The organism is Gordonia tangerina (assembly GCF_021556435.1).
Classification (GTDB): domain Bacteria; phylum Actinomycetota; class Actinomycetes; order Mycobacteriales; family Mycobacteriaceae; genus Gordonia; species Gordonia tangerina.
The window spans coordinates 204112-228575 of record NZ_JAKGCU010000002.1 but is presented as its reverse complement, the minus strand read 5'-3'; the positions used below and the strand labels follow the sequence as shown (position 1 = coordinate 228575).

The 24464-nt window shown below is 66.7% G+C and carries 26 protein-coding genes; 15 read left to right on the top strand and 11 right to left on the bottom strand.

All coding sequences use genetic code 11. From position 1 onward, the window contains the following. The first annotated feature begins 205 nt into the window (after positions 1-205). Positions 206-1201, top strand: coding sequence for a TerC family protein (locus L1892_RS04250; RefSeq protein ID WP_235722194.1), 996 nt, complete (start codon positions 206-208; stop codon positions 1199-1201). 29 nt (positions 1202-1230) lie between these two features. On the opposite strand, the gene L1892_RS04245 is transcribed toward L1892_RS04250, so the two are convergent. Together L1892_RS04245 and L1892_RS04240 are read right to left on the bottom strand one after the other, a co-directional pair. Beyond that, the gene (locus tag L1892_RS04245) at positions 1231-1515 is read right to left on the bottom strand and encodes a YciI family protein (protein ID WP_235722193.1); all 285 of its coding nucleotides are present in this window, start codon (positions 1513-1515) and stop codon (positions 1231-1233) included. Positions 1516-1560: 45 nt separating this feature from the next. After that, positions 1561-2142 (bottom strand): amino-acid N-acetyltransferase, encoded by a 582-nt coding sequence (locus tag L1892_RS04240; protein ID WP_235722192.1) that lies wholly within the window; start codon positions 2140-2142, stop codon positions 1561-1563. A 139-nt stretch (positions 2143-2281) separates the two neighbouring features. On the opposite strand from L1892_RS04240, the gene pgsA reads away from it, so the two are divergent. The 7 genes from pgsA to L1892_RS04205 all read left to right on the top strand — a co-directional run bounded on the left by pgsA (position 2282) and on the right by L1892_RS04205 (position 7868). Continuing rightward, positions 2282-2959: a CDP-diacylglycerol--glycerol-3-phosphate 3-phosphatidyltransferase gene (gene pgsA, locus L1892_RS04235; protein ID WP_235722191.1), complete on the top strand. Its 678-nt coding sequence runs from the start codon at positions 2282-2284 to the stop codon at positions 2957-2959. Positions 2960-3240: 281 nt separating this feature from the next. Further along, complete coding sequence (locus L1892_RS04230; RefSeq protein ID WP_235722190.1) at positions 3241-3597, top strand: helix-turn-helix domain-containing protein; 357 nt, start codon at positions 3241-3243, stop codon at positions 3595-3597. Between the two features lie 103 nt (positions 3598-3700). After that, entirely contained in the window at positions 3701-4516 is an 816-nt protein-coding gene (locus tag L1892_RS04225) for a PspA/IM30 family protein (RefSeq protein WP_235722189.1), read from the top strand. 105 nt (positions 4517-4621) lie between these two features. Then, entirely contained in the window at positions 4622-5812 is a 1191-nt protein-coding gene (locus L1892_RS04220; RefSeq protein WP_235722188.1) for a glycosyltransferase, read from the top strand. A gap of 24 nt (positions 5813-5836) precedes the next feature. Next, positions 5837-6031, top strand: coding sequence for a DUF3046 domain-containing protein (locus tag L1892_RS04215; protein ID WP_235722187.1), 195 nt, complete (start codon positions 5837-5839; stop codon positions 6029-6031). Between the two features lie 243 nt (positions 6032-6274). Then, positions 6275-7318 carry a recombinase RecA gene (gene recA, locus L1892_RS04210; RefSeq protein ID WP_235722186.1) on the top strand — a complete coding sequence of 348 codons (1044 nt, stop codon included), beginning with the start codon at positions 6275-6277 and terminating at the stop codon, positions 7316-7318. Between the two features lie 25 nt (positions 7319-7343). Beyond that, positions 7344-7868, top strand: coding sequence for a regulatory protein RecX (locus L1892_RS04205; protein ID WP_235722185.1), 525 nt, complete (start codon positions 7344-7346; stop codon positions 7866-7868). Between the two features lie 30 nt (positions 7869-7898). On the opposite strand, the gene L1892_RS04200 is transcribed toward L1892_RS04205, so the two are convergent. Genes L1892_RS04200 through L1892_RS04185 form a run of 4 tightly spaced genes read right to left on the bottom strand, consistent with a single transcriptional unit; the run spans position 7899 to position 11249 of the window. After that, a complete protein-coding gene (locus L1892_RS04200) occupies positions 7899-8792 on the bottom strand; it encodes an amino acid ABC transporter permease (protein ID WP_235722184.1) in 894 nt (297 codons plus the stop codon). Next, complete coding sequence (locus L1892_RS04195; protein WP_235722183.1) at positions 8789-9472, bottom strand: amino acid ABC transporter permease; 684 nt, start codon at positions 9470-9472, stop codon at positions 8789-8791. Before L1892_RS04195 ends, L1892_RS04200 begins: the two co-directional genes overlap by 4 nt. 21 nt (positions 9473-9493) lie before the next feature. Then, positions 9494-10519 carry a glutamate ABC transporter substrate-binding protein gene (locus L1892_RS04190; protein WP_235722182.1) on the bottom strand — a complete coding sequence of 342 codons (1026 nt, stop codon included), beginning with the start codon at positions 10517-10519 and terminating at the stop codon, positions 9494-9496. Position 10520: 1 nt separating this feature from the next. Beyond that, positions 10521-11249, bottom strand: coding sequence for an amino acid ABC transporter ATP-binding protein (locus L1892_RS04185; protein WP_235722381.1), 729 nt, complete (start codon positions 11247-11249; stop codon positions 10521-10523). 159 nt (positions 11250-11408) lie between these two features. Between L1892_RS04185 and miaB the strand changes: the two genes are divergently transcribed. From miaB to L1892_RS04170, 3 genes are read left to right on the top strand one after another with little or no spacing between them, the layout of a single operon-like run. Further along, positions 11409-12998 carry a tRNA (N6-isopentenyl adenosine(37)-C2)-methylthiotransferase MiaB gene (miaB, locus tag L1892_RS04180; protein ID WP_372474958.1) on the top strand — a complete coding sequence of 530 codons (1590 nt, stop codon included), beginning with the start codon at positions 11409-11411 and terminating at the stop codon, positions 12996-12998. Further along, a complete protein-coding gene (locus tag L1892_RS04175; protein ID WP_235722181.1) occupies positions 12998-13618 on the top strand; it encodes an Rv2732c family membrane protein in 621 nt (206 codons plus the stop codon). Before miaB ends, L1892_RS04175 begins: the two co-directional genes overlap by 1 nt. 1 nt (position 13619) lies before the next feature. Next, entirely contained in the window at positions 13620-14108 is a 489-nt protein-coding gene (locus L1892_RS04170; RefSeq protein WP_235722180.1) for an acyl-CoA thioesterase, read from the top strand. 25 nt (positions 14109-14133) lie between these two features. Here the strand turns inward: L1892_RS04170 and L1892_RS04165 are convergent, their stop codons facing one another. Continuing rightward, a complete protein-coding gene (locus L1892_RS04165) occupies positions 14134-15567 on the bottom strand; it encodes a DUF349 domain-containing protein (protein ID WP_372474957.1) in 1434 nt (477 codons plus the stop codon). Positions 15568-15758: 191 nt separating this feature from the next. Here L1892_RS04165 and L1892_RS04160 point away from each other — a divergent pair, with 191 nt between their 5' ends. The 4 genes from L1892_RS04160 (at position 15759) to hflX (ending at position 19965) form a co-directional block, all read left to right on the top strand. Beyond that, the gene (locus L1892_RS04160; protein ID WP_235722179.1) at positions 15759-16517 is read left to right on the top strand and encodes a class III extradiol ring-cleavage dioxygenase family protein; all 759 of its coding nucleotides are present in this window, start codon (positions 15759-15761) and stop codon (positions 16515-16517) included. Continuing rightward, the gene (gene miaA / locus L1892_RS04155) at positions 16514-17431 is read left to right on the top strand and encodes a tRNA (adenosine(37)-N6)-dimethylallyltransferase MiaA (protein ID WP_235722178.1); all 918 of its coding nucleotides are present in this window, start codon (positions 16514-16516) and stop codon (positions 17429-17431) included. The genes L1892_RS04160 and miaA overlap by 4 nt, the downstream gene beginning before the upstream one ends. Before the next feature lie 26 nt (positions 17432-17457). After that, positions 17458-18378, top strand: a complete 921-nt coding sequence (gene dapF / locus L1892_RS04150) for a diaminopimelate epimerase (RefSeq protein WP_235722177.1) — start codon at positions 17458-17460, stop codon at positions 18376-18378. Positions 18379-18456: 78 nt separating this feature from the next. Then, on the top strand, positions 18457-19965 hold the full coding sequence (gene hflX / locus L1892_RS04145) for a GTPase HflX (RefSeq protein ID WP_235722176.1): 1509 nt from the start codon (positions 18457-18459) through the stop codon (positions 19963-19965). A gap of 58 nt (positions 19966-20023) precedes the next feature. Here the strand turns inward: hflX and L1892_RS04140 are convergent, their stop codons facing one another. The 4 genes from L1892_RS04140 to L1892_RS04125 form a co-directional block, all read right to left on the bottom strand. Further along, the gene (locus L1892_RS04140) at positions 20024-20284 is read right to left on the bottom strand and encodes an HPr family phosphocarrier protein (RefSeq protein WP_235722175.1); all 261 of its coding nucleotides are present in this window, start codon (positions 20282-20284) and stop codon (positions 20024-20026) included. A 113-nt stretch (positions 20285-20397) separates the two neighbouring features. Then, positions 20398-22467, bottom strand: coding sequence for a PTS fructose transporter subunit IIABC (locus tag L1892_RS04135; RefSeq protein WP_235722174.1), 2070 nt, complete (start codon positions 22465-22467; stop codon positions 20398-20400). A gap of 66 nt (positions 22468-22533) precedes the next feature. Continuing rightward, complete coding sequence (locus L1892_RS04130) at positions 22534-23556, bottom strand: 1-phosphofructokinase family hexose kinase (protein WP_235722173.1); 1023 nt, start codon at positions 23554-23556, stop codon at positions 22534-22536. A 29-nt stretch (positions 23557-23585) separates the two neighbouring features. Further along, the gene (locus L1892_RS04125; RefSeq protein ID WP_235722172.1) at positions 23586-24356 is read right to left on the bottom strand and encodes a DeoR/GlpR family DNA-binding transcription regulator; all 771 of its coding nucleotides are present in this window, start codon (positions 24354-24356) and stop codon (positions 23586-23588) included. Positions 24357-24464: the final 108 nt, after the last annotated feature.

The following is a 24464-nucleotide window of genomic DNA, read 5'->3' as shown; positions in this document are numbered from 1 at the left end:
GAAGAGGGGAGTATCCCCGACCTCGCGGCGTTCCCGTCAATACGGCCGCGTCCCGCCGACGATGCGGATCATCGTCGTCAGGACCGTCCCGGGTTCGTCGGTCGGCTCGCGGAGCGCACACGTACGTGGTGGGCGTCCGGTGTACCGGCGGGAGAGACCTCTGGCATCGCAACCGTTGTGCTGCGCGCTGGAGGAGATCGCTCGCATGGATGTTTCGTCAACCGTCTGGATTGTCACCTGTGTGGTGATCGCCGGACTCTTCGTCTTCGACTTCTTCGCCCACGTCCGCGTGCCACACGCCCCATCGCTGAAGGAATCGGGCTCGTGGTCGGCCGTGTACATCGGCATCGCCATCCTGTTCGGTCTCTTCGTGTGGTGGCAGTGGGGAAGCACCTACGGTGGCGAATATTTCGCCGGGTATGTGACCGAGAAGGCGTTGTCGGTCGACAACCTGTTCGTGTTCGTCATCATCATGTCGAAGTTCGCGGTGCCCAAGGAGTATCAGCAGAAGGTGCTGCTGCTCGGCATCGTGATGGCACTCATCCTGCGCGGCCTGTTCATCGCGGTCGGTGCTGCTGCCATCAACGCCTACGCATGGGTCTTCTACCTGTTCGGTGCGTTCCTGATCTACACCGCGATCAAACTCGTCCGGGAAAGCGACGACCCGGTCGACCACGAGGAGCAGCGCGAAACCCGGCTGGAACGCTTCGTCAAGCGCCGTCTGCGCACCACCGACGACTACGACCGCGACAAGTTGTTCACCCGTGTCAACGGCAAGCGGATGGCCACCCCGATGCTGATGGTGCTCATCGTCATAGGCTTCACCGACATCCTGTTCGCCCTGGATTCCATCCCGGCTATCTATGGGCTAACCCAGGAGCCCTACCTGGTGTTCACCGCAAACGCATTCGCGCTGATGGGGCTGCGACAGCTGTACTTCCTGCTCGGGGGGCTCCTCGACCGGCTGGTGTACCTGTCCTACGGACTCTCGTTCATCCTGGCGTTCATCGGCGTCAAGCTGGTGCTGCACGCCCTGCACGAGAACACCCTGCCGTTCATCAACGGCGGTGAGCACGTGTCGGTGCCCGAGATCACCACCCCGGTGTCGCTGGGGGTCATCGTGCTGACGCTGGTCATCACCACCGTCGCAAGCCTGATGAGTTCGAAGAAGCCGAAACAGTCGGAGTCCTCGGAGACCTGACCCAACGCGGCGCCGGTGCCGTTGACGTATCAGGAACCGAACGGACCGAACACCTCGGTCCACTCCACCACTCGGATCCCGTCGACGGCCCGGTGCGCGTTGAACGGGTCGTTGGCCAGGAACGCCTCGGCGGCGTCGAGCGACGCGGCCTGGATGAGGATCAGCGCGCCGGAGCCGTCCGGGTAGGGGCCGCAGGCCAGTACGTTGCCCGCGCGGAACTCCTCACCGAGCCATTCGCGGTGCAGCGGCCGGTGTTCGTCGCGGACGGCAGCCTTGGCGGGTTCGTAGGTGTAGTGCACGGCGAAGATGGTCATCGTCGACTCCTGTTGGTTCAGTGCGGTCGGATCGGTGCGGTCGGATCAGTCGAGCGCGGCCAGCATGCGAGTGTTACCCAGGGTGTTGGGCTTGACATAGCTCAGGTCCAGGAACTCGGCGACGCCGGTGTCGTAGGAGCGGCACATCTCCTCGAACACCTCCCGGGTCACCGGCGTCCCGTCGATCTCGGCGAAGCCGTGCCGCGCGAAGAAGGACGTCTCGAAGGTGAGCACGAACACGCGCGACAGTTGCAGTTCACGTGCGACATCCATCAGCCGGGCGACCAGTCGGTGGCCGATGCCGCGGCCGGCATACCCGGTGTCGACGGCGACCGTGCGCACCTCGCCGAGGTCGGCCCACAGGACATGCAGTGCACCGCACCCGACCACCACACCGTCGATGTCGGCGACCCAGAACTCCTGGACCGACTCGTAGAGCGTGACGAGGTTCTTCTCGAGCAGGATCCGCCCGGCGTACTGATCGATGAGTTCCTTGATCCGCGGGACATCGGAGGTACGGGCCCGGCGGATGGCCACCGCGCGGGCCGAGTCCGGGCCCGCCGCACTCGATTCCGACGATGTGGGGTCCGCGGGCGACGACGCCGGCTCGGGGGCGACAGGAGGCATGGCATCACAGAGTAGTCGCGAACGTGACCCGGGCGCACGGACCGGCGACATCGGCCAGATAGGCTGGCATCGTGTGGGAGCAGTATCGTCGGGTCAGCGTGCGGCCACAACCGACGCAACCACAACGGATCCGGGCATCATGACCGATCGTGTGCGTCGTGCAGTCGAGGAGAGCGGTCTCGCGAATGCCGGGCGCGGTCCCGATCACATCACCGACCCGGTCGACCCGGTTCCGGTCGTCAACATCGCCAACGCGCTCACCGTCTTCCGGATCGTTCTCGTCCCGGTCTTCATTGTGGCGTTGTTTCTCGGCGGCGGTCACGACACCGGTTGGCGCATCGCGGCCGCAGTGATTTTCGGCATCGCCGCGATCACCGATCGTTATGACGGCCGCCTGGCCCGCGAGCGCGGTCTCGTCACCGACTTCGGCAAGATGGCCGACCCGATCGCGGACAAGGCGCTCATCGGTTCGGCACTGGTGGGCTTGTCGATCCTCGGAGATCTGTCGTGGTGGGTCACCATCGTGATCCTCATCCGTGAACTCGGGGTCACCGCCCTGCGGTTCTGGGTTCTACGCCACGGCGTCATCCCGGCCAGTCGCGGTGGGAAGCTCAAGACGTTGCTGCAGGCGGTGGCCATCGGGCTGTATCTGTTGCCGTTGGCCGGACTGTGGCATGTGGCGGCCGCGGTGACCATGGGGACCGCCGTGATCGCCACCGTCTTCACCGGCGGTGACTACGTGTGGCAGGCGCTCGTCCTGCGCCGACGCTCGCTCGCCGGTCGGACCGATGAGGGGCGCGCGAGGACGCCCGACTGACACGCCCGGCGTGTTCGCCCCTGGCGCAATCGGCTCGCGGTGCGCAGTGCGGCAGCGGCGGTGAACTTCGACTACTGTCGTGGCACGGACGGCGGAGAGGTCGGCGGAACTCGCCGCGGGGTCGACGCGTTGATGTGGTGTACCCCGGGGCGTCGAACCGATCCGACGTCATGGACACGTCGGACGTCACGAACCACCCGATGTCATGATGTGCAGAGTCGTCACGATGTGCAGTACGGCCGGTGAGCAGTCGCGGACGGTAAGCAGTGAGGAGGACCTCGATGGCAGTGCTACTGCGTGAGGCGCTGGGAGACAGCCTGCGCCGGGTGCGCACCGCGCAGGGCCGGACCCTGCGTGAGGTGTCCACCGATGCCCGGGTCAGCCTCGGGTATCTCTCGGAGGTCGAGCGAGGTCAGAAGGAGGCGTCGAGCGAACTGCTGGCCTCCATCTGTGATGCGCTCGACGTCGAGATCGCCGAACTCCTGCTCGACGTGGGGCACGCGATGCTGCCCGCCGGCGACGAACACCTCGTCGGTTCCACGGACCCGGTGGCTGCGGGCGAGATGGGTGTGCTCGATGCGAAGGTCGTCATCCCCGGCCCCGGTGGTCGTACCGAGGCGGCACTGGCAGCGGCGTGAGGTCGGTTGTCGAACCGACCCGACCCGTCGCCCCGCGTCGGCCACAACGGCTAGATTGGTTACACACCGCAGGCGAATACCGGACTATGGAGTTGACGCAAGTATGGCGAACCCGTTCGTGAAGTTGTGGCGCTATCTGATGGCACTCGGCAACGCGAAGATCGACGAGAACGCGGATCCGAAGGTCCAGATCCAGCAGGCCATCGAGGATGCGCAACGACAGCATCAGGCGCTGTCGCAACAGGCCGCCTCCGTGATCGGCAACCAGCGACAACTGGAGATGAAACTCAACCGGCAGCTCGAGGAGATCGAGAAGCTGCAGGCCAACACGCGCCAGGCGCTGACCCTGGCCGATCAGGCCAGCTCGGCCGGTGACACGCAGAAGACTCAGGAGTACACCAACGCCGCAGAGGCCTTCGCCGCGCAGCTCGTCACCGCGGAGCAGAGCGTAGAGGATCTCAAGGTGCTCCACGATCAGTCGTTGCAGGCAGCTGAACAGGCCAAACAGGCCGTCGAGCGCAATGCGATGATGCTGCAGCAGAAGCTGGCGGAGCGGTCCAAGCTGCTCAGCCAGCTCGAACAGGCGAAGATGCAGGAGCAGGTCAGTGCGTCGCTCAACCAGATGAGCGAACTGTCGGTGCCGGGTAACACACCCAACCTCGATCAGGTCCGCGACAAGATCGAACGCCGCTACGCCAACGCACTCGGCCAGGCCGATCTCGCCCGCAACTCGGTGCAGGGGCGGATGCACGAGGTCGAACAAGCCGGGGTCCAGATGGCCGGCCATGCGCGTCTCGAGCAGATCCGCGCCAGCATGTCCGGCGGCGCGCTGCCGTCCTCGGGATCGGCCGAAACCGCCGCGCCGGCGCAGCCGACCGCGCAGCCGGGCACCGAACAGCCCCCTCAAACGGGCAACTGACAGACGGACATCTGAGCATGACCGCACCGACGGCCTCCTACCGACGTGGGGGGCCGTCGTCGTGTGCGGTCGGTGTTCGAATCCGAGTTCCCGCCGAGGAGGGTTGTGGCACGAGTCGCCATCGTCGCGGGACCTGATGCCGGGCATGCGTTTCCGGCGTTCGCACTCGCCGAGCGGCTGACCGCCGCGGGGATCGAGGCTGTCGTGTACACCGGTGCGCGGTGGTGCGCAGACGCCGGGACCCGGGACGTCCGTGTCGAGGTACTACCCGGGCTGGCCGCACTCCCCACCGACGACGACACCGATGCCGGCGCCAAATTGAGCCACCGTGCAGCGCGGATAGCGTCGGCCTTGGCGCCGATTCTCACCACCACATGCGTCGACCTGGTCATCTCCGATGTGATCACCGTTGGCGGAGCGTGGGCGGCCGAATTGGCGGGTGTTCCGTGGATCGAGTTGTCGCCGCACCCGCTGTACCGGGCGTCGGCCGGTCGCCCGCCGATCGGGGCCGGTCTCGAACCGGGCGTGGGCCGGGTGGGTCGCCTGCGCGACACGGCCATGCGTGCGGCCACGGCGCGTTCGGTGCGGTCGGGTGAACGGCAACGAGCCCGGTCGCGGGCGACGATCGGACTGTCCGGCCCCAGCGGGGAACCGATCGCACGTCTGGTGGCCACTCTTCCTGCCCTGGAGGTGTGGCGACCGGATTGGCCCGCCGACACACATCTGATCGGCCCATTGCTGTGGGAACCCACCGACGTGGTCTTCGATCGACCCGTGGGCGACGGACCCGTGGTGCTCGTGGCGCCGTCCACCGCCGTCACCGGTGCGGCGGACATGGTGTCGACGTCTCTGGCGGCGCTGATCGGCGAACTCGCCGATCTTTCGGTGCGGGTGGTGGTCTCTGCGCTGCAGATCCCCGACGGGGTCGAATCGACGGCGCAGGTGACGGTGGGCACCGCCCGCCAGGACGAGGTGCTCACCGACGCGACCTTGGCGATCTGCGGTGGCGGACACGGGATGTTGGCCAAGGCATTGAAGGCCGCCGTGCCGGTGGTGACGGTGCCCGGTGGTGGGGATCAGTGGGAACTGGCCAATCGTGTCCGGCGGCAGGGCAGTGGTGTGCTGGTTCGGCCGTTGGATGTCGGGTCGATGGCGGCCGCGGTGCGGCAGGTACTGTCCGATCCGGGATTCGCCGCCGCGGCCGCACAGGCGTCGGGTTCGGCGCGGGAGGTCGTCGATCCGGTCCGCATCGTGCAGTGGCTGCTGGGTCGGATGGCTGCCCGATCGGACGGGTGATCGGCTTCGCGTAGGCTGACGGCGATGCGTCTCACCGAGTTCACCGAGCTGATGACCGAGGAATTCGGCGCACAGTCGGCCGATTCGATCCTTCTCGACCACGTGCTGATCGATTTCGGCGGTCGAACCGGGGCGCAGGCCATCGACGACGGGATCGACCCGCGCGACGTATGGGTGGCCATCTGCCGGGATTTCGACGTCCCGCGCCACCGCTGGTGATCGCAGGCGTGTCACGCTTGCCATCGAACACATGTTCGTCCATTCTGAATCCAGAAGGAACCGCGCTCGCCTCCGGTGCGTCATAACCACGGGACACGAGCAACCCACGAACCGAGAGCAGCCGTCCCCGGCCTGTTCAGCAAACTTGTCAGACCCCGTGGCTAGCGTGCACATCACGTCAGCAACTTCAGCAGACCACCACATCCACGACCGGCCACCGGTCAGAGTTCGGAGGAGAATCTCATGGCACCAGCACCGCAGGATCGGGAGAAGGCACTCGATCTGGCCCTCGCCCAGATCGACAAGAGCTTCGGCAAGGGGTCGGTCATGCGACTCGGCGAGGAGACCCGCCAGCCGATCGAGGTGATCCCCACCGGCTCCATCTCGCTCGACGTGGCGCTCGGCATCGGCGGTCTGCCGCGTGGCCGGATCATCGAGGTCTACGGCCCGGAGTCGTCGGGCAAGACGACCGTGGCGCTGCATGCGGTCGCCAATGCCCAGGCGCAGGGCGGGATCGCGGCGTTCATCGACGCCGAGCACGCGCTCGATCCCGACTACGCCGCCAAGCTCGGGGTGGACACCGACGCGCTGCTGGTGTCGCAGCCCGACACCGGTGAGCAGGCTCTCGAGATCGCCGACATGCTGATCCGCTCCGGTGCGCTGGACATCCTGGTCATCGACTCCGTGGCCGCGCTGGTGCCGCGTGCGGAGATCGAGGGCGAGATGGGTGACAGTCACGTGGGTCTGCAGGCGCGATTGATGAGCCAGGCGTTGCGCAAGATGACCTCTGCGCTGAGCAACTCCAAGACCACGGCCATCTTCATCAACCAGTTGCGCGAGAAGATCGGTGTGATGTTCGGCTCGCCGGAGACCACCACCGGCGGTAAGGCGCTGAAGTTCTACTCCTCTGTCCGCCTGGATGTTCGGCGTATCGAGACGCTCAAGGACGGCACCGACGCGGTGGGCAACCGCACGCGGGTGAAGATCGTCAAGAACAAGGTGGCCCCGCCGTTCAAACAGGCCGAGTTCGACATCCTCTACGGCCACGGCATCAGCAAGGAGGGCTCGCTGATCGACATGGGTGTGGCCGAGGGATTCATCCGCAAGTCCGGATCGTGGTTCACCTACGAGGGCGATCAGCTCGGTCAGGGCAAGGAGAACGCGCGCAAGTTCTTGATCGAGAACGACGACATCCGCGACGAGATCGAGAAGAAGATCAAGGAGAAGCTGGGTATCGGCGCGGTGGTCGATGCCGACGACGTCGCTCCGGCGCCGGTGGAGTTCTGATATCACCGACGTTCGGATACCACCGATGAGCACCACTTCGGACCCCGAGGAACGAACCGGACCCAGCGCCTGGGATGCGGCACTCCGTCTTCTCGGGGTCCGAGCTCGTTCCCGCCACGAGATGATCGACCGGCTCGCGCGTAAAGGCTTCGACAGCGACACCGTCGACGAGGTGATGGCCCGGCTCGACAAACATCATCTCATCGACGACGAGGATTTCGCCGCCGAGTGGGTGCGTTCGCGGCATGCCCATTCGGCACGCGGACGTGTCGCGCTACGACAGGAACTGCGGGCAAAGGGAATCGACGCCGGCATCGTGGAGTCCGCCCTGGCCGACCTCGACCCCGAGGACGAGCGTGTGGCGGCCACCGACCTGATCGCCAAGAAGCTCACGCCGAGTCAGGTCGATCGACTTCAGGAAGACCCGGCATCGCGTGACGCCGTGTTCCGTCGGCTCGTCGGCATGCTGATGCGCCGTGGGTATGCCCAGTCCCTGGCCATCGAGGTGGTCACCGAATCGCTGGATGCAGTGACCACCTCGACGGACTGATCGATCGGCTCGACACCGAATCCGGTTGCGTTACTTCTTGCCGAAGGTTGGCATGTTCTCGGCGGCGGCCTGGTCGGCCTCCTCGTGGTCGGCCACGGCGGTCTTTCGTCGCCCACCACGCAGTCGCGCCTCGAGGTAGGTGGCGAACGACGACAATCCGAAGTTGATGAGGATCATCACAATGGCCACCACGACGAGCGCCGGGAGGTAGTTGCCGTAGTACGACGCGGATTGGATGCCCGAGCGGACCACCTCGACATAGCCGATGGCATAACCGAGCGCACTGTCCTTGAGTGCGATCACCATCTGCGAGATGAGGGCGGGCAGCATCGCGGTCACCGCCTGCGGCAGCAGAATCACCCGCATCATCTGACTCTTGCGCAAGCCCAGGGCCTGCGATGCCTCGGTCTGACCCTTCGGCAACGAATTGATACCCGAACGAATGATCTCGGCGATCACCGAGCCGTTGTACAGCGTCAGCCCGGTGACCACCGCCGCGAAGGCCAGTTGTGACGACGGGAAGATCGCGTAGTCGGCGAACAGGTAGTACGCGAAGATCATCAGGATCAGCACCGGGATCGCACGGAACACTTCGACGATCAGTCCGGAGACGGCGCGTACCCAGGTGTGGTCGGAGAGTCGCCCGATGCCGAGCACCGCACCGAAGATCAGCGCGAACACGATCGACAGCGCGGCAGCTTTCAGAGTGCCCCACAACCCCGGCAGGATGTACGTGGTCCACGTCGTCGACTTGATGAACGGGTTCCATTTGTCCGCGGTGAGCTGATCGTTGCCGGCCAGAACATAGATCACGTAGGCCGCGACCGCCATCAAGATGGCGATGAACACCACGGCGATGATGGCGTTGCGGCGTCGTGCCTTCGGGCCCGGTGCGTCGTAGAGGACGGTGGCGTTGGCGCTCATCGCTTCACCGCCAGACGCTTGGCGAGGTAACCGAACACGAATCCCTCCGTCAGCGTGATGATCATGAAACCGATGGCGATGATCGCGAACACCGCGATGATCTGGTCAGAAAACGTCTCGATCTCTTCCTTCATCAGCAGCGATGCCTCGGCGACACCGATCACCGAGGCCACCGTGGTGTTTTTGGTGAGCGCGATGAGAACGCTGCCCAACGGGCCGATGACGGACCGAATCGCCTGCGGCAGCACGATGATCCCGAAGACCTGAGGAAAGGTGAGACCCAGGGAACGTGCCGCCTCGGCCTGCCCGAGGGGCACCGTGTTGAAGCCCGACCGGAGGGTCTCGCACACGAAGGTCGCCGTGTAGAGGATGAACGCCAACACCGCGAGCCAGAAGTTGTTGTTCTCGATGAAGTTCTCGTTGTCGGGTGCCAGCGCGAGACCGAGGTTCTGATAGAGGCCGATCGAGCAGAACAGCACGATCAGTGTCAACGGGGTGTTGCGCACCACGTTGACGTACACGTCGGCGAACCCGCGCATCACCGGAACCGGCGACACCCGCATCGCAGCCAGCAGGGTGCCCCAGATCAGCGCCCCGATCGCCGAGAAGAACGTGAGTTTCAGCGTCACCCAGAAAGCCGGCCACAGTTGTGGCCCCATATCCGCCCAGAGTTCACTCATGTCGGTGCTCCACCTCCCTCGTCAGCTCAGGCCCGGTGGGCATGGTGTGGGTTCCGAGTCCAGGAAATCCAGGTCCCCGGGTGTCGGCGTGAACGTGTACTGCGAATCGGGCTCCTCGGCGCGGGCCATCATGCGGTCGACCTCTTCGTCGCCGATGGCGTCACGCAGCGCCGCATCCCACGGGGACGTGCCGTCGGGACCCGGCTGCATCATCTCGTCCAGGGCCTCGTTGACCGCGGTGACGACCTCCGGGCTGTCCTTCGCGAGGCCGATTCCGTAGTACTCGGTGGAGAACGGGGTACCCGCTGTTTTGAGGGCGTCCTTCACGCAGGCGTCCTGCGGATAGTTCATGTCGACGAGTTTGAATTCGTCGGGAAAGAAGTTGGCATACCCGGCGAGAATGACCTCGTCGGTGGTCAACGCGTCGACCTTGCCGCGCCGCAGCGCCTCCACACAACTCGAATAGGAGTCGTACTCCTGGAGCTGGACCGATGGAAGCTGCGCCTTCACGTTCTGAGCGGACGTGGAGCCGGTGACCGAGCACAGCTTCTTGCCCTTGTTGAGGTCGGTCAGCGTGGTGATCGAATCGTCGTCATCGCGGACCAGTAGACCCTGGTAATTGATCAGGTACGGACCGGCGAAATCGACTTCGTTCGCGCGCGACGAGGTGATCGAATAGGTGGCCGCGATCATGTCGACCTCGCCGTTCTTGATGAGCGTCTCGCGCTGTGCCGATGGCGTCTCCCGCCACTGGATCTCCGGGTGCTCCACCCCGAGGGAATCGGCGATGCTGTTGACCACATAGGTCGAAACCGCCGGATCGAACCCGGTCACGGATTTGTCGGGGTTTCGGATGCCGAGGCCGGGCTGATCGTATTTTGTTCCGAGCACCACGGTGCCCTCGCGTATCGAGTCGACGAGATTGCGCGGCTCAGAGCTGCCGCATCCCGCGAGTGTCGCGGCCAGGAGGGCAGCAACTACCGCGAACAGGCCGAGGGTGGAGGTGCGCGGTACACGTCTGCGTGATGTCACTGGTGATCTGTTCATCTCAGTGACCGAGGATCTTTCCAAGGAAATCTCGTGCGCGTTCGGACTTCGGTTGCGAGAAGAAGCTTTCGGGATCTGAATCCTCCACGATCGCGCCGTCGGCCATGAAGATGACGCGATCGGCTGCTTTGCGGGCAAAACCCATCTCGTGGGTCACCACGAGCATGGTCATGCCCTCCTTGGCGAGCGACACCATGACGTCGAGAACCTCGTTGACCATCTCGGGATCGAGTGCCGAGGTCGGTTCGTCGAACAACATGATCTTCGGGTCCATGGCCAGCGACCGGGCGATCGCCACACGTTGCTGCTGACCACCCGACAACTGGGCCGGGTATTTGTCCTTCTGGCTTGCTATCCCGACCCGTTCGAGAAGTTCGAGTGCTCGCTTGTTCGCGTCAGCCTTGTTCTTCTTACGCACCTTGATCGGAGCGAGGGTCACGTTCTCCAGGATTGTTTTGTGGGCGAAGAGGTTGAAGGACTGGAAGACCATCCCCACGTCGGCACGTAGCCGGGCCAGATCGCGGCCCTCGTCGGGAAGTGTGCGGCCCTCGACCTCGATCACGCCGCTGTCGACCGGTTCCAGGCGGTTGATGGTGCGGCACAGAGTTGACTTGCCCGATCCCGACGGGCCGAGGACCACGACGACCTGTCCGGCCGGAACCTCGAAATCGATGTCACGCAGCACATGCAGATCACCGAAGTGCTTCTGTACGTTCTTCATCGCGATCATCGGCTGTGGCCGGGAGGTGGGCACGGCCGTTGTGGAGTCGTCCGTCGGCGATTCGGTCATAGTGGCTCACACTAGTGTGATGGATGCGACTCGTCCTGTTCATCGGTGAACCGTGCGCGTATTTGGGACCGATTTGCCCACGCCCGTACCCTGGAAGCCGTGAGTATCGAGTTGTCCGATCGGCATGTTGCCGCTCGGAAGGGTGTCCGGGCGGCCCTGGCCGACGACGTGTCCGCGGGCAGTGGCCGCAGCTATCAGGTGCGGACCTACGGCTGCCAGATGAACGTGCACGATTCCGAACGCATCGCCGGACTGCTCGAAGACGCCGGGTATGTCAAGGCCGACGACGGTGACGACCCCGATCTCGTGGTGTTCAACACGTGCGCGATCCGCGAAAATGCCGACAACAAACTCTATGGCAATCTCTCGCACCTCGCGCCGGTGAAGTCCGAGCGGCCGGGAATGCAGATCGCCGTCGGTGGCTGCCTGGCGCAGAAGGACAAGGACTCGGTGCTGCGCAAGGCGCCCTGGGTGGACGTGGTGTTCGGCACCCACAACATCGGTTCGCTGCCCGCGCTGCTCGAGCGAGCCCGTCACAACGAGTCGGCGCAGGTCGAGATCCTGGAGTCGCTGGAACGCTTCCCGTCCACGCTGCCCGCCAAGCGGGACTCGGCGTACTCCGGGTGGGTCTCGGTGTCGGTGGGATGCAACAACACCTGCACCTTCTGCATCGTGCCGTCGCTGCGTGGCAAAGAGGTCGACCGTCGCCCCGGTGACGTGCTCGCCGAGGTGTCGGCGCTGGTCGAGCAGGGTGTGCTGGAGGTGACCCTGCTGGGTCAGAACGTGAACGCCTACGGCATGTCGTTCGCCGATCCGGACCAACCGCGTAACCGCGGTGCCTTCGCCGAACTGCTGCGGGCCTGCGGTGAGATCGATGGTCTCGAGCGTGTCAGGTTCACCTCGCCGCATCCGGCCGAGTTCACCGATGACGTCATCGATGCCATGGCCGAGACACCCAACGTCTGCCCACAGCTGCACATGCCGCTGCAATCGGGTTCCGACCGTGTTCTGAAGTCGATGCGCCGCAGCTATCGGCAACGTAAGTTCCTCGGCATCCTGGAGAAGGTGCGAGCAGCGATGCCCCATGCGGCCATCACCACCGACATCATCGTCGGATTCCCCGGTGAGACCGAAGAGGACTTCCAGCAGACACTGGATGTGGTTGCCGCCGCACGGTTCTCGAGCGCATTCACCTTCCAGTACTCACCGCGGCCCGGTACCCCGGCCGCGACGATGCCCGACCAGGTTCCGCCGGAGGTCGTGGGGGAGCGGTATCGCCGACTCATCGATCTACAGGAACAGATCTGCCTCACGGAGAATCAGAAGTTGCTCGGTACCGAGGTGGAGCTGTTGGTGGTGGCCGACGAGGGCCGCAAGTCGGCCCACACCGGACGTCGCACCGGGCGCGCTCGCGACGGTCGACTGGTGCACTTCGCGCCGGCACCTCACGGCGACGACGAGACGATCCGTCCGGGCGACGTGGTGACCACCCGGGTCACCGGCGCTGCTCCGCACCATCTGATCGCCGACGCCGGGGTCGACAATCATCGGCGGACCCGGGCCGGGGACGCCCATGCTGCCAGCCGGATGCCGACGACGGCACCGGTCGGGGTGGGGCTGGGGATGCCCGGTATCGGAGCGGCGCCCGCAGAATCGGTCGGCGTGGGATGTTCAGGAGGATGCGGCTGATGACTGCAGACAAGGACCAAGAGGTCGACCACGGTCAGGACGCCGCCGGCGGCCTCGCCGCCTACGAAAGCGATCTGCGTCGAGCTGAACGTAAGGTCGCCGGAGAGATCGATCCCGGTATGCGTGCGGTGGTCGTCGCGGTAGGTGTGCTGGTAGCGATGCTGTCGATGGTGTTGCCGCACACCGGTACCGCCAGTGGGATCGAGGTGCTCACCTTCGCCCCGGACGCCGACGCCGAACGCGTCACCATCACCTCGGAGGTGTTCGTCTACCTGTTGACGATCTTCGGCATCGGTGTGTCGGCATTCGCCCTGCTGACCCGACGGTGGCTGCTGGCGTGGATAGCGCTGTGCGGCAACGCCGTCGCCTGCGTGGCCGGCATGCTGGCGTGGTGGTCACGCAACACTCCCGGCGTCGGAGGCATCGAGCCACCGTCCGGGGTGGGCATCGGACTGATCATCGGCTGGCTCGCCGTTCTGGTGCTGACCTTCCACTGGGCGCGTGTCGTCTGGGCCCGTAGCACCTACCATCTGGCGCTCGAGGAACAACGGCGCAAAGAGGCGGCCACGCGCGACGCGGTGGCGCGATCCTTGCAGCTCAAGCCGGACCGCGACGCCTGACGTGGGCGAGCACACATCCGGCAGACTTCCGAGCGTCGCGGATTATCGCGCGCACGTCACCGAAAAGGTTCGGTACGCCGACACCGATCGCCAAGGTCATGTCAACAACGCCGTGTTCGCGACGTTCCTCGAATCCGGGCGGGTGGCGGTGCTCTACGACCCGCAGGCACCGCTGGCCGGGCCCGGCACCTCATTCGTGATCGCTCGGCTCGAGCTGGACTTCCGTTCCGAGATGACCTGGCCGGGTGACATCGTTGTCGGTACCCGCGTGGCCTCACTCGGTCGCAGTTCCATCGTGCTCGAACAGGGCATATTCCAGGCTGATACGTGCGTGGCGACTGCCACGACCGTCATCGTCGCCTTCGACGACTCCACTCGCCGGTCCCGACCGCTCCCGGAATCCGCCATAACGATCCTGCGTGCCCTGACCGTGTCGACGGCAGGTGGCTCGACGACGGACGAAACGACGTCGGGTGGGTCGACGAACTGAGCGCCGACCGCCCGGCGTGCGTCCCTCAGCGGTCGGCGATGGCGCTGGCTGCGGCGTCTGCCCACTCTCGCCACTGCGCAGCCTGTTCCCGAAGCTTCACGGCGTCCTTGGCCTTGCCACGGTCATCGGCCTTGCGGGCCTGATCCTCGAGTTGCGCGGCGCGGTCGGCGAATTGTGCGGCGCGCGCCTGTGCCTCCGGATCGGTTCGCTGCCATTGTGCATCTTCCGCGTCGCGGATGCGCTTCTCGAGGGCGCGTGCGCGTCCCTCGAGTGAACCCATCTGATCGCGCGGAACCTTACCGATCTCGTCCCACTGGTCGCGGAAGGCGCGAAATTCGCGCCGCGCAGCATCGAGGTCGGCGGCCGGGTCGATGGACTTCTCGGCGTGCTCCAACAGTGCCATCTTCGCGGCCCCGTTTGCCGCGAATTCGTTGTCGCGCTCCGACGTGGCGGCGTTGCGGGCGGAGAAGAACACGTCCTGGGCGGCTTTGAATCGCTGCCACAAAGCGTCGTCGGCGTCGCGCGGTGCGCGTCCGGCGGCCTTCCACTCGGTGAGCAGTTCACGGAAGCGTGCCGAGGTGGCGCCCCAATCGGTGGATGTGGACAGTTCTTCGGCGCGCGTGATCAGCTCCTCCTTGCGGGCCTTCGCGCCCGCTCGTTCACGGTCGAGCTCGGCGAAATGGGCGCCCCGCCGCCGATTGAACGCGTCACGCGCCTTCGCGTAGCGCTTCCACAACGCATCGTCGGTCTTGCGGTCGACACCCTTGATGGACTTCCATTCATCGAGGATGGCTCGCAACCGATCCCCGGCCACCTTCCACTGGGTGGATTCGGCGCCGATGTCCTCGGCCTCGGCGGCCAACGCCTCCTTGCGGGCGATAGCCGTGGCGCGGGCCTGCTCTCGCTCGGCCTTGATCGAGTCGGCCACCTCGTCGGCGCTGCCCACGATCACCGTCAGCCGCTGCTCGAGGGCGGCGACATCACCGATCACTGCGGCGGTCGGTAGCGCATCGAGCAGATGGCGCGCGGCGGTCTGCGCCTTGCGTGGATCACCCGACCGTGCCGCCAGACGTTCCTCGAGGATCTCCACCTCGGTGGCGAGGTCATCGAACTTGCGGGAGAAATGCGCCAGTCCGTCCTCGATGGAACCTGCTTGCCAGGAACCGATCTGACGCTCTCCGTCGGTGGTCTTCAGCCACACCACACCGTCGGCGTCGATTCGGCCGAACTCGTGCGGGTCGCCGCACGGTACAGGCGTGGGCACCGGGTGCACATCGGCGGCGCGTGGGCGCGGCCCGGGGCGAGGTCCGGGCTTGGGGCCCGGCTTGGGCATCGGATGCGGCTTGGGCGGGCCCGGGGTCGGCGCGGTCGGCTCGGCGGGTCGGGATGCCGCGGGCTCGACACGCCCCGGATCGGCGCCCCCCGGATCGGCTGGAGTGGGATCTGTCGGATTCGTCATGTGCAGGTGCCCTCTCCCGCAGATTGATGCCGCGCGCCACGGCTGCCGTCACGTCGAGGCCTGCACCGACGTACCGACGCCACAGGCTGCCCCCATTGAACCAGGTCAGGGTGTGCCGTGTGGGCGCTGCGGTGACATTGCGGCCGGACGCGGTGCGCTGGTGGCCCAACGGGTCGACTAGCGTCGTGAACGTGCTGGCGTCCGTGGTCTTCGTCCCGAGTGCTCCGCTGCTGGTGCCACAGGTCGCGGGGCCGGGCGCCACCGACACCGAGGCGGTACGGGAAGCGACCCGCACGGCCGGTCGGGAACTGGCCGCCGCGGCCACAGAGTTCGTGGCGATCGGCGCGCGCGACGATGATTCGGCGGCCGAGATCGGGGTGGACGGCGACTTCGGACGGTTCGGGGTGCCCATGGCGGTGACACTGCGCCGTCCGGCCGCTGTCGCGGTTCAGTCCGGTACCGCACGCAAGGACACGCTCGATCTGTCGCCGTCGGATCTGCCGCTGTCGATGCTGATCGCGGGGTGGTTACGTGCCGAGTCCGGCATCGAGGCCGTCGAACCGGTCACGGTGGCGCGCGATGCCCTGCCGGCCGACTGTGCGCGGGTGGGCGCCGAACTACGGAGGCGGATAGACGCCGATCCCGGTCGGGTGGGGGTGCTGGTGGTGGCCGACGGCGCTACCGCACTGTCGGCGCGAGCACCTGGTGGCGGCCTGCGACCCGGTGCGGTGGACATGCAGCGACGCATCGACCAAGCCCTGGCGGCTGCCGACACCGACACGCTCGCGGCGTTGGACCCGACGGCATGTGCTCACGCGGGTGTCGCGGGCCGTCCGGCGTGGCAGGTCGCCGCCGCACTGTGTTCGGGTCGGCAGTTCGCCTCGCGGCTCGCCTATCGCGATGCGCCGTTCGGGGTCGGCTACACGGTGGTCACGTGGACGCCGCGATGACCGGTTCCAGCGGGCCCGTTCCGATCGCGATCGTGGGTCCGACGGCGACCGGCAAATCCGATCTCGCCCTCGACATCGCCGAATACGTCGGCGGCGAGATCGTCAACCTCGATGCGATGCAGCAATACCGCGGGATGGACATCGGTACCGCGAAGGTGCCCGTCGCCGACCGCCGCGGCATCCCTCATCATCAGATCGACGTGCTCGACGTGACCGAGACCGCCACCGTCGCGCGTCACCAACGTGGCGCCGGAGCCGACGTCGACCGCGTGCGGGCCGCGGGACGGGTGCCGGTCCTCGTCGGCGGATCGATGATGTACATCCAGGGCCTGCTCGACGACTGGCGGTTCCCCGCGACCGATCCGCAGGTACGTGGCCGGTACGAGGCGCTGCTCGATGAGATCGGTGTCGCGGCGCTGCACCGGCGTCTGGCCGAGGTGGATCCGGACGGGGCGGCATCCATTCTCGCCACCGACGGTCGGCGTATCGTGCGGGCCCTGGAGGTGGTCGAACTGACCGGCGCGCCGTTCGCGGCGTCGGCGCCGAAGATCGGGGAGCCACGCTGGCACACGCGCATCCTGGCCCTCGACCGGGACACCGCCGATCTCGACGCACGCATCCGGGTGCGCACCCGGCAGATGTTCGCGCTCGGCCTCGTCGACGAGGTGGCGCAGTTGTGTCTGGCCGGTCTGCGCTCGGGGCGCACGGCGTCCCGGGCCATCGGCTATGCGCAGGTCCTCGCCGCGTTGGACGGCGAGTACGACATGGACACCGCCGAGGAGTTGACCTTCATCGGCACGCGCCGGTACGTCCGCAGGCAACGGTCATGGTTTCGACGCGACCACCGCATCACCTGGCTCGACGCCGCCCACGACGATGTGGCGGCGCAAGCCCTGCGGATTGTGGAGGCTTAGGCTTCGCCTCGTACGCTGGTGGGGTGATGGCCACAACCACGGGTGACCAGACGCCCGCCCTGCATTTCGTGAAGGGCCACGGGACCCAGAACGATTTCGTCATCCTGACCGATCCGGCGGCACACCTCGACCTGACCCAAGCCCACGTCGCGGCATTGTGTGACCGGCGGCGTGGAATCGGCGCGGACGGTCTGCTGCGGGTGGTGCGGTCGGCCGCACTGGTGGAACGCGGAGTGCTCGACGCCCTCCCGGATGGGGTCGCGCCCGATGACTGGTTCATGGACTATCGCAACGCCGACGGCTCCATCGCCGAGATGTGCGGAAACGGGGTGCGGGTCTTCGCCCATCACCTGCGCGCCTCCGGTCTGGTCGCCGCGGACCGCTTCACGGTCGGATCACGCGCCGGCGCTCGACCGGTTGTCGTCCATGCCCACGACGCCGTCCACGCCGACGTCACCGTCGAGATGGGGACGGTCCGCCGCGACGGCGACTCGCTGGTGCGAATCGGCGACGACGTCTATCGCGGTGTGATGATCGACGTCGGCAACCCGCACCTGGCCTGCGTGGTACCGGATCTGACCGCGACCGACCTGGCGGCCATCGATTTCTCCGACGGGGTGGTCCTCGAGCCGGATGCGTTCGCGCACGGCGCGAACGTCGAGATCGTGACCGCCCCCGGCACCCCCGACGGCCAGGGCCGGCTACCGGCGTCGATGCGGGTGTTCGAACGCGGTGTCGGGGAGACTCGGAGCTGCGGGACCGGTCTGGTGGCTGCCGGTGCCGCAGTGCTGGCACACCAGGGTGAGTCGGCGGGCACGCTGTGCATCACCGTGCCGGGAGGTCGGGTCGAGGTGGGTATCCGGGCGGACGGTTCCCATCTCCGTGGCCCGTCGATGCTGGTCGCCGAAGGCCACCTGCGGCCGGGATGGGATCGGCCCGCGAGCTGACCGCGGCACCACGTCCGGCCACCGCGCGGAAAACGGGATGCTTCCCGCACGTCGAGCGTGACATCATGGATGTCACCCATGACAGAATCAGCAATCACACCACCACCTCATCCGGCCAACCGAGATCTGGCCGACTCCGATCTGGCCGACCTGCCCGACGCATCCGATGACGGCACCACCGGGCGCGACATCTTGGCGGGGTTGTCCCGACCGACCACCGGTGAGCTCCAGCTCGAGGAACGCGCGTCTCTGCAGCGTGTCGCCGGTCTTTCCACCGAACTCACCGACGTCACCGAGGTCGAGTACCGCCAACTGCGCCTCGAGCGGGTGGTCTTGGTAGGCGTCTGGACCGAGGGCACCGCCGCCCAGGCCCGGGCCAGCATGACCGAACTCGCCGCGCTGGCCGAGACCGCGGGCTCGCAGGTACTCGACGCGTTGATCCAGCGACGTTCGCGGCCCGACTCGGCCACCTACATCGGTTCGGGAAAGGCCGACGAACTGCGCGCGGCCGTCTTGGAGACGGGTGCGGACACGGTGATCTGCGATGGTGAACTCACCCCGGCACAGCTGACCGCCCTGGAGAAGGTGGTCAAGGTCAAAGTCATCGACCGTACCGCGCTGATCCTCGACATTTTCGCGCAGCACGCGACTTCGCGGGAAGGCAAGGCCCAGGTGTCGCTGGCACAGATGGAATACATGCTCCCGCGACTGCGTGGTTGGGGTGAGTCGATGTCGCGGCAGGCCGGCGGTCGTGCCGGCAGCAACGGTGGTGTCGGTCTGCGTGGACCGGGTGAGACGAAGATCGAGACCGACCGCAGGCGGATTCGCGAACGGATGGCCAAGTTGCGCCGCGAGATCCGCGCGATGAAGAAGTCCCGCACGGTGATGCGTGCGGCCCGCGAGCGCAACGAGATTCCGCGGCTCACCGTGGCCGGCTACACCAACGCGGGTAAGTCCAGCCTGGTCAATGCGATGACCGGCTCGGGTGTCCTGGTGCAGGATGCGCTGTTCGCCACCCTGGATCCGACCACCCGCCGCGCCACACTCGATGATGGTCGAGCAGTGGTGTTCACCGACACCGTCGGGTTCGTCCGACATCTGCCCACACAGCTGGTCGAGGCGTTCCGGTCGACTCTGGAAGAAGTGGTGGACGCTGATCTGCTGCTCCACGTCGTCGACGGTGCCGACCCGTTCCCGGTCGAGCAGATCTCCGCGGTGCGCCGCGTCATCAACGAGGTCGTCGCCGAGGAGGGTGCCACCGCGCCGCCCGAACTGTTGGTGGTCAACAAGATCGACGCAATCGATGCCACCCGGATGGCGGAGTTGCGGGGCGCGCTCGGCGACGCGGTTTTCGTGTCCGCGCGCACCGGCGAAGGTTTGCCGGAACTGTTCGAGCAGGTGCGCGAGTTCATCGGTCGGTCCGACGTGGAACTGACCATCGACGTGCCCTACACCCGTGGCGACCTCATCTCGCGTATCCACGAGGAGGGTGAGGTGCTGACCAGCGAGCACACCGCCGACGGCACCACCATGCGGGTCCGGGTCCCGGCCGCGTTCGCGGGCATCCTGGAGCCATTGCGGGCCTGACCGGACAGCAGACGGCCCCGCCGCAGGTCATGCGACGGGGCCGTGGTCGACGTTGCGGTCAGTCTGCGTCGAGATCCTTGGCGACAAGTGCGGCGATCGCGTCGAGGGTGCTCTGATCGTCGGCGGTCACCACCACCTCGGTACCCTTCTCCGCCCCCAGGGTCATGATCATCAGCGCCGAACCGGCATCCACCGGGTCACCGCCCTCGAGTGACAGAGTGACGGTGGCGCCGGTGTCGGCCACCGCCTCGGCGATGATCGTCGCGGGACGGGCGTGCAGGCCGACGGCCGAGCCGACGGTGACTGTGGTGCTGGGCATTGGTGATACTCCTTTGCTTGTGGGTTCAAATCTCGAGCCGGGTGCGTTGCAGTCGGGATCGTCGCGGTCGGGAATGTTGCGGTCGATGTCGACTGAGTCTGCCCGAACAGCGCTCAAGCGGGGACGGTTTGGACGTCTTCGAAGCGTCCGGCGTGTTGCCGGTTGGCATGCCACTGCTTGGCTGTGATGACGGCGAACGCGCTCAGGACGGTTCCGGCGGCCAGGGCGACGAGGAACAGAATCCAGTTGTTCATGGCGAAGAACACGAAGATACCGCCGTGCGGTGCGCGCAGTTCGACACCGAATGCCATCACCAGGCCGCCCGCGAGCGCTCCGCCGGCCATCATCGAGGGGATCACCCGGAACGGGTCGGTGGCGGCGAACGGGATGGCTCCCTCGGAGATGAACGAGGCGCCGAGCAGCCATGCGGCCTTGCCGTTCTCACGCTCGGGCTCGGTGAACAGCTGCGGACGCAGCACCGTGGCCAGTGCCATGGCCAGCGGCGGCACCATGCCGGCACACATCACCGCCGCCATGATCTGCAGCTGTGCGGGTCCGCCGATGGCCAGGCCGGTGGTGGCGAACAGATAGGCCGCCTTGTTGACGGGTCCACCGAGGTCGAAGCACATCATCAGGCCGAGGACCACGCCCAACACCACTGCGGAGCCTCCCGACATGCTGTTGAGTGCGTCGGTCATCTGGTCGGTCACCCAGGCCAGCGGCTTGCCGAGGAGCATGTAGAGCAGCACGCCGATCACCATGCTGCCCAGCAGTGGGATGATGACCACCGGTTGCAGTCCGCGTGCCCACTGCGGCAACGGGATCCGGGCGATCCACAAGCACACGACACCGGCGATGAGGCCGCCGACCAGTCCGCCGATGAAGCTCGCGCCCACGGCGACCGAGACCAGGCCGGCCACGAATCCCGGCGCGATGCCCGGTCGGTCGGCGATGGCGAACGAGATGTAGCCGGCCAACACCGGGACCAGCATGCCCATGGCCAGCGAGCCGACTGCGAAGAGTACGGCGCCGATGTACTGGCCGACTCCGCCGGCCGGGAGGTCCCAGAGACTGTTGTTCAGTGCGATGAAAGCGCCGTCGGACAGTGAGCCGGCTTCATCGAGGGTGCTGTTGGCGATCTCGTAACCGCCGAGGAAGGGCAGGAAGCCCAATGCGATGAGCAAGCCGCCGGCCGCGACGAACGGGATCATGTAGCTCACACCCGTCATCAGCGCCTGTCGGACCTGGCCGCCGAGACCGACGCCCGCAGTCCCGGATGCCTCCGTTTCGGCGCCGTCGTCGTCGGCGGCGCCGCTGACCACGGTCGCCGACGGATTCTTCGACGCGGCAACCGCTTCGGCGATCATCGCGTCGGGTTCGTTGATCGCGCGTTTGACGCCCGAGGCGACCACGGGTTTGCCGCGGAAACGATCCTTGCCCTTCACCCCGACATCGGTGGCGAAGATCACGGCGTCGGCATCGGCGATGACCTGGGGATCGAACGAGGTGGTCGCCGAGGAACCCTGGGTTTCCACGTGGAAGTCGACGTCGGCGCGTTCGGCCGCGTACTTGAGTGCGTCGGCGGCCATGTAGGTGTGGGCGATACCGGTGGGGCAGGCGGTGATCGCCACGACAGACGGCCGTCGGTCGGCGTCGCCGGCGTCTGGTGCCGTGGGCGTTGTCTCGGGGGTCGCCACCGTGGATGTCGCCGCCGGCGTCTGGGTGGGCTGCGGGTTGATGGCCTCGTCGACGAGTTGTACGACGCGCTCGTCGCTGTCGGCCGCCCGCAGCGAGTCGACGAACTCCGGACGCACCAGCGACCGGGCCAGCGAGCTGAGCAGCTTCATGTGCTCGGAGGCGCCGCCTTCGGGTGCGGCGATGAGGAACACCAGGTCGGCGGGACCGTCCGGGGCGCCGAAGTCGACCTTTCGCGACAGGCGCGCCATCGCGAGGGAGGCTGCGGTGACCGACGCGGCGCGCGCGTGCGGGATCGCGATTCCGCCGGGCAGTCCGGTGGCGGACTTGGCCTCGCGATCGAGCGCGCCGCGGGCCAGCACGGTGGCGTCGGTGGTGCGGCCGGCCGAGGCCAGCCGATCGGCGAGGTAACCGATCACGGCCGCCGGGTCGTCGCCGGCGTCCACGTCGAGGCTCACCGTCTGTGGGGTGATGATCTGTTCTGACATGGGTTTTCCTTCGTGCGGGTGCTTGTCGGAAGGTGGATTTGCTTCGGTGTCAACGCAAGGGGATCGTCAACCTGCACTGGCGGCCCCGGTGAGGTCGGTGACGGAGACGTTGTCCGGATCGATCTGATCGGGACAGGGCGGTTGAGTGCCGGCCAGAGCGGTGGCCGCAGAGCCGTACGCCACGGCCATCCGGAGCCGTTCGGGTTCCTCGGCACCACCGCACTCGGCGATGAGATAACCGGTGAGGGCAGCGTCGCCGGCGCCGACGGTGCTGCGCGGCACGATGGGCGGTGGGGTCGCGAACCATGCGCCTGTCGAGGTGACCAACAGGGCGCCGGCGGCGCCGAGAGTGGCGAGGATCGCCGCCCCGGTGCGGTGCGCCAGCACAGTGGCGGCGGCGACCAGGGGAGCGTGGTCGCCACGCGCGGATGCCGTCGACAACTCCGCCGGGTCGACACCGGTGGCCTCGGCGAGCTCTTCCTCGTTGGGCTTGAGCAGATCGACCGGCCCGGTGACCGCCGCGGCGAGCGGAGCGCCGGAGGTGTCCACCGCCACCCGGCAACCCGTATCGGCAAGTGCGTCGACGACCGTGCGGTACCAGTTGTGCGGCAGCCCCGGCGGCAGCGAGCCGCACAACGCCACCCAGCGGGCATCGCCGGCATTGGCGAGGACCAGCTCGGTCAGTTCGGCGGCCGACGCGTCGTCGAGCACGAAACCGGGTGCGTTGACCTTCGTGGTGGTGCCGTCGGGGTCGACGATGGTGACGTTGGACCGGACCTCACCGTCGATCGCGAGCGTCAGGTAGGGCAACGCGACCGAGTCGAGCGCCGCGAGCAGCGGGTCACCGGCGCGCGCCGGGAGCAGTGCCCGCGTTCCGATACCCGCAGCGGATGCCACCCGGGCGACGTTGACGCCCTTGCCGCCCGGTTCGGTGCGGACGCTGCCGGCACGCTGGACCGCGCCATGGCTCAACGGCGCAGTCAGTTCCAGCGTCCGGTCCAGACTCGGATTTGCTGTCACGGTCACGATCGCCGGCGAACGGCCGGGGTCGACCCGGCCGGCGGCCGAAGCCGGGTGGGGGTCTGTCATCGATTCCCTCTCCGTGGTGTGGTCGGTGATCACGCGATCACCGTCTCGATGCCGTGATCGGCGAGTGCCCCCGCGAAGTCGGGGTCGATCCCGGTGTCGGTGATCAGTACGTCGATGTCGGCGAGCGCGGCGAAGGACGTGAGATCCTCATGGCCCGCCTTCGACGAGTCCGCCAGAACGACGACGCGATGGGCGGAACGGACGATCGCCGACTTGATCGCTGCCTCGTCCGGATCCGGGGTGGACAGACCGTGGGCGATGCTGATGCCGTTGGTGCCGACGAAGGCCGTGGTGATGCGCAGCCGTTCGAGTGCGGCGACGGTGTCGGCGCCGACCATCGCCTGGGTGAGTCCGCGGACTCGGCCGCCGAGCACATGCAGGGTCTCGGCGCCCTGTGCGGCCAGGGCGCCGGCGATGGGAATGCTGTGGGTCATCAACGTCAGTCGGCGGTCACGGGGGAGTGCGAGGGCGGCCTGGTAGGTGGTGGTGCCGGCGTCGATGAACACCGACCCGCCGTCGGGTGGGAGGAAGCGCGACGCGGCCGCACCGATCGCGAGCTTCTGGTCGGTGTGCGACATCAGGCGTTCGTCGATGCCCTGTTCGCCGACGACCGGCGTCGCACCGGGACGTACGGCGCCACCATGGACGCGCTGGAGGTGTCCGTTGCGTTCCAGCACAGCGAGATCGCGGCGGACGGTCTCGCTCGTCACGTCGAACAACGAGGCCAAAGCGGTGACCGAGGCGCGGCCGTTGACCCGTACCTGGTTGGCGATCGCCTGCTGACGTTCTTCCGCGTACACGATGTCCTCGTCTGTTGATTTGATTGGCTTTGAATGTGGGTATATCTGTGTTTACGCCTGTTTATGTTGACAAGTCAAGGTTTTCTTGTAACTTGGATCACAACGGTG

Bases quoted from the DNA above. Each gene is read 5' to 3' on its own strand.
- L1892_RS04250 (WP_235722194.1), top strand. From the start codon at position 206: ATGGATGTTTCGTCAACCGTCTGGATTGTCACCTGTGTGGTGATCGCC.
- L1892_RS04245 (WP_235722193.1), bottom strand. From the start codon at position 1,515: ATGACCATCTTCGCCGTGCACTACACCTACGAACCCGCCAAGGCTGCC.
- L1892_RS04240 (WP_235722192.1), bottom strand. From the start codon at position 2,142: ATGCCTCCTGTCGCCCCCGAGCCGGCGTCGTCGCCCGCGGACCCCACA.
- pgsA (WP_235722191.1), top strand. From the start codon at position 2,282: ATGACCGATCGTGTGCGTCGTGCAGTCGAGGAGAGCGGTCTCGCGAAT.
- L1892_RS04230 (WP_235722190.1), top strand. From the start codon at position 3,241: ATGGCAGTGCTACTGCGTGAGGCGCTGGGAGACAGCCTGCGCCGGGTG.
- L1892_RS04225 (WP_235722189.1), top strand. From the start codon at position 3,701: ATGGCGAACCCGTTCGTGAAGTTGTGGCGCTATCTGATGGCACTCGGC.
- L1892_RS04215 (WP_235722187.1), top strand. From the start codon at position 5,837: ATGCGTCTCACCGAGTTCACCGAGCTGATGACCGAGGAATTCGGCGCA.
- recA (WP_235722186.1), top strand. From the start codon at position 6,275: ATGGCACCAGCACCGCAGGATCGGGAGAAGGCACTCGATCTGGCCCTC.
- L1892_RS04205 (WP_235722185.1), top strand. From the start codon at position 7,344: ATGAGCACCACTTCGGACCCCGAGGAACGAACCGGACCCAGCGCCTGG.
- L1892_RS04200 (WP_235722184.1), bottom strand. From the start codon at position 8,792: ATGAGCGCCAACGCCACCGTCCTCTACGACGCACCGGGCCCGAAGGCA.
- L1892_RS04195 (WP_235722183.1), bottom strand. From the start codon at position 9,472: ATGAGTGAACTCTGGGCGGATATGGGGCCACAACTGTGGCCGGCTTTC.
- L1892_RS04190 (WP_235722182.1), bottom strand. From the start codon at position 10,519: ATGAACAGATCACCAGTGACATCACGCAGACGTGTACCGCGCACCTCC.
- L1892_RS04185 (WP_235722381.1), bottom strand. From the start codon at position 11,249: ATGATCGCGATGAAGAACGTACAGAAGCACTTCGGTGATCTGCATGTG.
- L1892_RS04175 (WP_235722181.1), top strand. From the start codon at position 12,998: ATGACTGCAGACAAGGACCAAGAGGTCGACCACGGTCAGGACGCCGCC.
- L1892_RS04165 (WP_372474957.1), bottom strand. From the start codon at position 15,567: ATGACGAATCCGACAGATCCCACTCCAGCCGATCCGGGGGGCGCCGAT.
- miaA (WP_235722178.1), top strand. From the start codon at position 16,514: ATGACCGGTTCCAGCGGGCCCGTTCCGATCGCGATCGTGGGTCCGACG.
- dapF (WP_235722177.1), top strand. From the start codon at position 17,458: ATGGCCACAACCACGGGTGACCAGACGCCCGCCCTGCATTTCGTGAAG.
- hflX (WP_235722176.1), top strand. From the start codon at position 18,457: ATGACAGAATCAGCAATCACACCACCACCTCATCCGGCCAACCGAGAT.
- L1892_RS04140 (WP_235722175.1), bottom strand. From the start codon at position 20,284: ATGCCCAGCACCACAGTCACCGTCGGCTCGGCCGTCGGCCTGCACGCC.
- L1892_RS04135 (WP_235722174.1), bottom strand. From the start codon at position 22,467: ATGTCAGAACAGATCATCACCCCACAGACGGTGAGCCTCGACGTGGAC.
- L1892_RS04130 (WP_235722173.1), bottom strand. From the start codon at position 23,556: ATGACAGACCCCCACCCGGCTTCGGCCGCCGGCCGGGTCGACCCCGGC.